Origin of the sequence: Methylomonas koyamae (assembly GCF_006483455.1) — a bacterium.
Lineage (GTDB): Bacteria > Pseudomonadota > Gammaproteobacteria > Methylococcales > Methylomonadaceae > Methylomonas > Methylomonas koyamae_B.
Genome location: NZ_PPPU01000043.1, coordinates 1 through 7314 on the forward strand (window position 1 = coordinate 1; position 7314 = coordinate 7314).

Annotated in this window: 8 protein-coding genes; 3 read left to right on the forward strand and 5 right to left on the reverse strand. The window is 58.6% G+C overall.

What is annotated here, in order from left to right:
- Nucleotides 1-155: 155 nt before the first annotated feature.
- The 4 genes from C2U68_RS18410 to C2U68_RS18425 form a co-directional block, all read right to left on the reverse strand.
- Entirely contained in the window at nt 156-1205 is a 1050-nt protein-coding gene (locus C2U68_RS18410; protein WP_140913935.1) for a MerR family transcriptional regulator, read from the reverse strand.
- Nucleotides 1206-1340: 135 nt separating this feature from the next.
- On the reverse strand, nt 1341-1685 hold the full coding sequence (locus C2U68_RS18415; RefSeq protein ID WP_140913936.1) for a hypothetical protein: 345 nt from the start codon (nt 1683-1685) through the stop codon (nt 1341-1343).
- 140 nt (nt 1686-1825) lie between these two features.
- Nucleotides 1826-3643: a hybrid sensor histidine kinase/response regulator gene (locus C2U68_RS18420; RefSeq protein ID WP_140913937.1), complete on the reverse strand. Its 1818-nt coding sequence runs from the start codon at nt 3641-3643 to the stop codon at nt 1826-1828.
- Nucleotides 3640-4290, reverse strand: coding sequence for a LuxR C-terminal-related transcriptional regulator (locus C2U68_RS18425; protein WP_140913938.1), 651 nt, complete (start codon nt 4288-4290; stop codon nt 3640-3642). The genes C2U68_RS18420 and C2U68_RS18425 overlap by 4 nt, the downstream gene beginning before the upstream one ends.
- Nucleotides 4291-4522: 232 nt before the next feature.
- On the opposite strand from C2U68_RS18425, the gene C2U68_RS18430 reads away from it, so the two are divergent.
- From C2U68_RS18430 to C2U68_RS18440, 3 genes are all read left to right on the forward strand, one after another.
- Nucleotides 4523-5227 carry a DUF1566 domain-containing protein gene (locus C2U68_RS18430; RefSeq protein ID WP_186289666.1) on the forward strand — a complete coding sequence of 235 codons (705 nt, stop codon included), beginning with the start codon at nt 4523-4525 and terminating at the stop codon, nt 5225-5227.
- 44 nt (nt 5228-5271) lie between these two features.
- A complete protein-coding gene (locus C2U68_RS18435; protein WP_140913940.1) occupies nt 5272-5832 on the forward strand; it encodes a VPLPA-CTERM sorting domain-containing protein in 561 nt (186 codons plus the stop codon).
- A 136-nt stretch (nt 5833-5968) separates the two neighbouring features.
- Nucleotides 5969-6763 carry a VPLPA-CTERM sorting domain-containing protein gene (locus C2U68_RS18440; protein WP_140913941.1) on the forward strand — a complete coding sequence of 265 codons (795 nt, stop codon included), beginning with the start codon at nt 5969-5971 and terminating at the stop codon, nt 6761-6763.
- A gap of 153 nt (nt 6764-6916) precedes the next feature.
- Here the strand turns inward: C2U68_RS18440 and C2U68_RS18445 are convergent.
- The coding region (locus tag C2U68_RS18445) for a response regulator (RefSeq protein WP_140913942.1) at nt 6917-7314 on the reverse strand (398 nt) is incomplete at its 5' end.

Here is a 7314-nt window from a genome sequence, read left to right on the forward strand (position 1 = left end):
GAATGGAGCCACTTCTGTAGAATTCACCGGCTCAGAAGGCGCGTTGTAAAGCTGTTTTAACCGATCACGCCGACGACTCCCTAACGAGTCGGTCTCCTGCTGCATCGATCTTTTGTCCGTCCAGATCGATGCAGTTTCTCCACTTCACTGTCTTATCAATGCGCCTGGGCCGGCGTTGGCGCTTGGCCTAGTTGGGCCATCGCCTGATAGACATACGCCAGCAAGGGCGGATCGATAAACGTACCAAAGAATAGGTAGGGCTCGGCCTGATGCGCGGCACGAATTTTGGCATGAGTGTCCGGATTGTCGCCGGCGTAGGCCCGGAACAAACCCAGCCAGGTTCGCGCGAGTGCCTGCATCTCGGGGGCACTGGGCGGCGTGCTGTCATCCAAATGCTGGCGAATCGCGGCGATCAGTGGCGGCCAATCGTCGGCTTGCTTGCCGTAATTCGCTCGCATCACGCTGAACTCCTCGGCGCTGAGGTATTTTTCGTAGATCCGCAATTTACTCTCAACGAAGGCGCTTTGGATGTAAGCCACAATGTCCGGAGTGACGCCGGTTTTGGTTTGCATGGTCGGCTCGCCCACCATCATCGCGTTCAGCTTGACCAGCAAGCGGGGGTCGCCTTGGGTGTCGCGTACCAGCATGCCTATCCATTGCTTCGCCAAGGCCTGAGCCTGTGTGCTGTCCTCATCCAAACCTGTCTGCATCGCGGCTTGTACCTGCTCGACCAATGCCGCCCATTCGCCGGCGGTAGAAGTCTCGTCGATATCCAGCAGCGGCAGGCGCTTGAGATCGTTGGCGGAAAAATATTTATCATACATAGTCATCATCTCTAAAGTGGTTAGCCAATCGGCCAGCTCCGGTTCCTCGCCGCGAGTCAATTGCCGTTGTAGCCCGGACAAACGATGGCGCAAAGCTTGGCTTTGAGCAATCTTTCGGTCCAGGGCTTCAAGCTGGCGTTCGACGATAGTCGCAAGATTCAGGTCGGGCGTTGCCAAAATGCCCCCTATCTCGGCCAGTGACAATCCAAACTGCCTTAAGGCTTGAATTTGATGCAATCTGGCAATGTCGCCCCGTTGATATAGCCGGTAGCCGGTATCGGAACGCGCGGAAGGTTTAAGCAAGCCAATGCTGTCGTAGTGATGCAGGGTGCGGACGGTCAGTCCGCAGCGTTTGGCGAGTTCGCCCACTTTAAGCAACATGATTTGCCTCCTTCCTGATGCGTGCCGTTAGCATAGAGCGTGACGCAACGTCAGGGTCAAGGGTCGTCAGAAAGATAATCCCGTCCCCGACTGCAACTGAATTCGTGAGGTTTTGATGACTCAGCCAAGGCCGACTCAAGCCATCACGTCCAGTTTCGTCGGCAAGGCCATCCCATCCAGACGTGTTACGTTACTCAGCACCCGTTCCAGAAAGGCGGTGTCCTCGTGACGGCTTTTCCGGAATTCGATCAGCCCCTCGATCTGGCCTAAATAGTCTACCTTCACGTCGCCGGCATCCGCTGCGGCGCTTGGGTTGATGGTGGCGGTCGGCATGTAGGGCACGACATCCAGCAAACCATCCACGCCGGACTTGATCAAGGCATTGATTTCGTTTAGCGAGACATTGCGCATATCAACCGCAGGCGGCGACGGCTGTCTATCGCCGGTAGCATCCATTTTGACTTGCGGTGGAGATGGCAAAGTTTTTCCGCTGACTGTTCGGCTAGCGGCAAGGTTAGGGCTTATGGTGGAAACATTCATGGCAAACTCCGGCTTTTAAGTTGACGATCCAGCGTATCCAGCAAAATAGGCGCCATTTGCTGCGGTTCATGCCAAAGGCTTTACGCGTGGTCGTTGTCGGCCACCGGTAATATTCGACACAACAAGGCGTACAGCGCCTCCGGCTCCAACGGCTTATGCAGCACCAGATAGCCCTCCTGTTCGGCCTGCGCCAGGGCTGGCGAATCGAATTCGCCGCTGATCATGGCTCCGGCGGCTTCCGGGCAACGTTCCAACAGCGCTTGCAGTAATTCGAAGCCGCTCTCGCCGGAGCGCAGGCGCTGGTCGCAAAAGATGGCGTCCGGTGCAAAGCCCGCGTCCAGCTCGGCAAAGGCTTCGCCGGCCGAAGCCACGCACACGGCGCTGATGCCCCAGGCGCAGAGCAAGGCTTCCCAGGCGCTGCGGACTTGCGGCTCGTCGTCGACCACCAGACAGCGGCCGTGCAGCCGGGTATCGCCGCCCAGCGCTAAGGGCAGCGTCTCGCGCACCGCCAAGCGGCGCTCGCCGGTCTCCGCCGCCGGCAGCCGCAACCAGAAGCGGGAGCCGCGGCCTTCGTGCGAATTCAAGCCCTGGCTGGCACCCATCAGATCGGCGCAGCGGGCCACCACCGCCAGCCCCAGGCCATGGCCGGCATTGTCGATGCGCCAGGCGTGTTCCGGGCGGAAGAACGGCGAATACACCCGCTGCTGATCGGCCTGAGCGATGCCGACCCCGGTATCCCAGACTTCGAATTGCCATTGCCCGGCCCGGCGGCGCACCGCCATCAGCACCCCGCCGCGCTGGGTATAACGCAGCGCGTTCTGCATCAGATTAATCATCGATTGCCGCAGTAACAACGGATCGGCGTTGACCAACGCCTTGCCGCTGCTGGTGCGTACCCGCAAGTCGATGGCGCGGGCCTGGGCTTCCTCCCGAAACAAGGTCGCGATATCGGTCATCAGCGGATCGATAGCCACCGGTTGCAGTTTCACCGGTTGCGCGCCGAGTTCGATCTTGGACAAATCGAGTAACGAATTGAACATCTGGGTCACGGACTGCACGCTTTGCCGCAAATCCTGCAGGGCCGGCCGCAACTCGGCGGCGCGGTTACGGCGGGAAATGGATTCGATCAAAAAGCCCATGGCATGCACCGGTTGGCGCAAGTCGTGAGCGGCGGTGGTCAGAAACCGGTTTTTGGCATAGAGCGCCGCTTCGGCTTCTTCTTTGGCTTGCCGGTAATCTTCGGCCAGACGCTTGCTGTCTTCTTCCAATTTCACCTGTTGCAGGAAGAAGCGGTGGGCAATCGCCGAATGGCGATGGATGGACATGATGTAACTGACGCACAACGGCATGATCAAATGCCAATGCTCCGGAAACGCCCACGGCGTTAGCAGGGTGCAGCCACCCCAGCCGGCATTGAAGAAGCGCTTGAAAGCACTGTATACCGGCGATTGGTGGGTGGCGTTAGCGGCCATGACCGCCGCCAGGCTCATGTAAAGCAGCAACGCAAATTCGAACGGTACCCGGCCTGCGATCACCGCAACCAAAGCCGTCAGACCCAGGCCGTGGGCCAAGGCCATGCGCAAGATCACCGGCATCCATTTACCGATCGTTGCGTCCGGATCGAGACGGTTTCTATCTCGTCGGTAGTTCCGGTATTGCAATCGTGCCGCCGTCAACGCCACGAAATAGGACAGCGTCCACATCAGCAGGCCCCAGGCGTTTTGATCCAATTGGTACTTCCAGTAGACGAAGGGCATACCGACGAAGGGGATGATGGTAATGCCGTAGACCAATCGGTTGTGGGTAATGTCCAACAATCGGGCCTGGCTTCCGGCATTCAGGTCTTCGAAGCGCAAACGGCTGTTTGTTGAGTCGGTGGGATCGGAATCGACGATCATTCGCTTTCCAGGCTGCGTCCGCGAAGCTTGGTAATCACTTCGATCCTATTTTTCGCACCGAGCCGTTCCAGGATGCCGGTGACGTGTTCTTTCACCGTGTGTTCCGACAAGGATAGATTCAGCGCGATTCGTTTGTTCGGTAAGCCTTTCAGCATCATCGCCAACACTTGCCCCTGCCGCGGCGTCAGGCCCAGCTCGGCGGCGGTGACCGGCAATTCTCGCGCCAGCGTCAGCGCAGCCGGGGACTGACCGCGGAACCAAATCTCGCCGGCCATCACCGCGGTTACGGCTTTGGCGAAGAGCTTAGGCGCGGCCTGTTTGTGAATGAAACCGTCGGTGCCCGTTGTGGCGATTTTTTCGGCGACGGTTCGGTCGTCGTCCGCGCTGATCGCCAGCACCCGAATCATCGGATGCCGTTGTTTCAATTCGGCCAGCAGCGGTAAGGAAGCGCCGTCCGGCAACCAAAAGTCGACCACGGCCAGTGCCGGCGGCTGGTCGGTTTCCAGCAACGGCCAAAATTCGGCGATAGCCGATACCGGCTGCGCCCGGCTAAAACCGCAATGCGTCACTAAAAAATCGGCGATGCCGTGCGCCACCAGCGGATGGTCGTCCACTACCACTGCCCAAGCCGAGTTGTCCACGATCATGTTCTCCTTGCAATTGAGTTCAGGCGGCCGAAGGTTTTATCTCGGCTCTTCCTGGAGAGTCAAGATTGCTTCTATACATGCAAATGATTTGCATCTTAACAGATTCCAACGGCTAAACTACCCCCACTGCGGTGGGGTTCCACCGCCGAAATCCCTTCTCGATAATGCCCGCCAACTGAAACAATTTTTGGTTATTTTTCCGATTCGGAGCTTATCTTATGAAACTAAATTGATGGCCAGCGCCGTTACCACTTGCGGCATCTTAGCGGCTCCGGCCGCGCAAGCCCAATTATTCGACCGCGGTGGCGGCCTGATTTACGACAGCGTCCAAAACATCACCTGGCTGGCGGACGCCAACTACGCCAAAACCAGCGGATACGATGAGGATGGGCGTATGAACTGGAACGAGGCGAACGCCTGGGTTGGCGGCTTGGCGATCCACGACGCGGTTCGCAACGTCACTTACAGCGACTGGCGCTTGCCGACGCTCACCGATTTGGGCGCCCCCGGCTGCAACTACAGTTATAGCGGCAGCGATTGCGGCTTCAACGTCGACACCACCAGCTCAGAATTGGCTGGCCTGTTTTACGGAGCGCTGGGCAATAAGGCCTTGGTCAATGGCAGCGGCCAGCAGCAACAGGAATACGGCTTGATCGACGATCCGGCCAACCCCAACGACGAGTCCTTGTTTAGCAATCTCGAGTCCGACTACTACTGGTTCGGTACATCTTACTTCAGCTCATCCAGTTTGGCGTGGGGCTTTCGATTGTCCACCGGAGAGCAATATTACTTCTCATCCGCCGGCAGCGCGATGAGGGCTTGGGCGGTGCGCGACGGCGATGTGGCGGCTGTGCCGTTACCGGGCGCGGTCTGGCTGTTCGGCAGCATGCTGATGGGGTTGCTCTACACGCAACGATCGGGGAGTGGCAAGGTTTAGCCGCTAGAAGCAGCCTGTTCACTTAAAGTTTTGGAGAACTACGTATGAAAAAAATATTGATGGCTGCGCTGATGACGGCGTCGCTAGGTAGCGGTCTGGCCAATGCGGCGACAACCGTGGTCGATTTCGAAGGCATCCGCGACTGGGATCTGGTCGATGGCTACGGCGGTTTGTCGGGCTGGGAATCGTTTCACGTACAGGTGTCGAGTTACTCAGAATTCGAAGCGCACGGCCCGGAATTGGGCGAGAGCCGTTTGCATGCTACAGCCGGCGAGCTGACGTTCGATCAAGGTCCGGTGATTTTTCAAGGTCTTTATTACAACTATTGGGGCTCCGATACCGACGTCAGTTTTTCGCTGTTTTACCGGGGGGAAAAAGTCTACAGCTCGCCGCTGGATGGCGACAATCAACCGCGCGATATCTATTGGCTGGCATCCGGCTACGCCGGACTGGTCGACAAAATCCAGTTCCACGGCCAGAGCGGCGACGGATTCATCGTCGACAATCTGACCTATACCACTGCACCGGTGCCCTTGCCGGCCGCAGTCTGGTTGTTCGGCGCCGGCTTGCTCGGGTTGGTCGATATGCGGCGCTGGCGGGCTTAAGGAAACGGTTGCCGCTTGGTGGACCTGTGTTTGTGACAGGCCGATTTCTCAAGTCGGGACGAAAACCATGCAACGGCGCCGGATACCAACGAATCTTGGCGGCGCATTTTTTACCTAGCAAACGAGGAGACAGGTGATGTGGAATACTAGATGCCCCGAGACTGGGATTGGAAAATTGACGGTGCTCGCGCTATTCGCTGCGCTGCCTTATTCCGCTGAGGCGGCGCCGATATTTCTCGGGCCGAGCGCTTATGCAAGCGTTACCGATAGCCCGTTCCACGGACAAAATTTCGGCTATTTTCATCTCGAAGACTTTGAGGATGGTGTGTTGAGCACGCCGGGGGCCAGCCTCCGCGAAGTTTTCACCACTGGTATCACCACCGCGTTCAGCGATTCGGTAGACGGCGACGACGGCATCATCGACGGTGTCGCCAGCGGTCAAACCCGAAGTCTGTTCAGCAATTACAGAACCAGCAGTTTTACTTTCGATTTTTCCGCTGCAGCGCTGGGCGGCGCTCTGCCAACGCACGCCGGCATCGTTTGGACCGATGTCGGGCGAAACAACGGCGGCGCCCCGCGAGCCGCCGACCTGTCGGACAATACTATCTTTGAAGCATTCGACCATTTGGGTCGTTCCTTGGGCGTGTTCGGGCCTTACTCCCTGGGAGATTCCAGTATTTCCCGCACCACTGGCGAGGATCGCTTTTTCGGCGTGATAAACGCCAGCGGCATTTCCGCTATTCGAATTTCCATGCCCGGTAAAAACAATTGGGAGGTGGATCATTTGCAATACGGTTACGCGCCGGTGCCGGTGCCGGCAACGGTATTGCTGTTTCTATCCGGCTTGGGCTGCTTAGGCTTGGCGCGGCGCGGCCAATCGACGGTGAGTCCAAACGGCGACACGCTGGATGGCGTTTCGACTATCGGCTGACCGCCGCCTAGTCGTCGTGTGCTGGCTCACTAGCATAGGGGCTTCCGGTTTTGGTCTGGGGGATTACCAACTTCCAGCGCACACCGCTGAGCCGCAGATATGCTGAGCCGGCAAGTCCTGCTGTCGCGGACGTATTATCCCCAGAAATCGACCTTATACCTTTCCGGTCTCAGAAAGGAACTGACGCAACAGCGTGTACAGCGCCTCCGGCTCCAACGGCTTATGCAGCACCAGATAGCCCTCCTGTTCGGCCTGCGCCAGGGCCGGCGAATCGAATTCGCCGCTGATCATGGCTCCGGCGGCTTCCGGGCAACGTTCCAACAGCGCTTGCAGTAATTCAAAGCCGCTCTCGCCGGAGCGCAGGCGCTGGTCGCAGAAGATGGCGTCCGGTGCAAAGCCCGCGTCCAGCTCGGCAAAGGCTTCGCCGGCCGAAGCCACGCACACGGCGCTGATGCCCCAGGCGCAGAGCAAGGCTTCCCAGGCGCTGCGGACTTGCGGCTCGTCGTCGACCACCAGACAGCGGCCGTGCAGCCGGGTATCGCCGCCCAGCG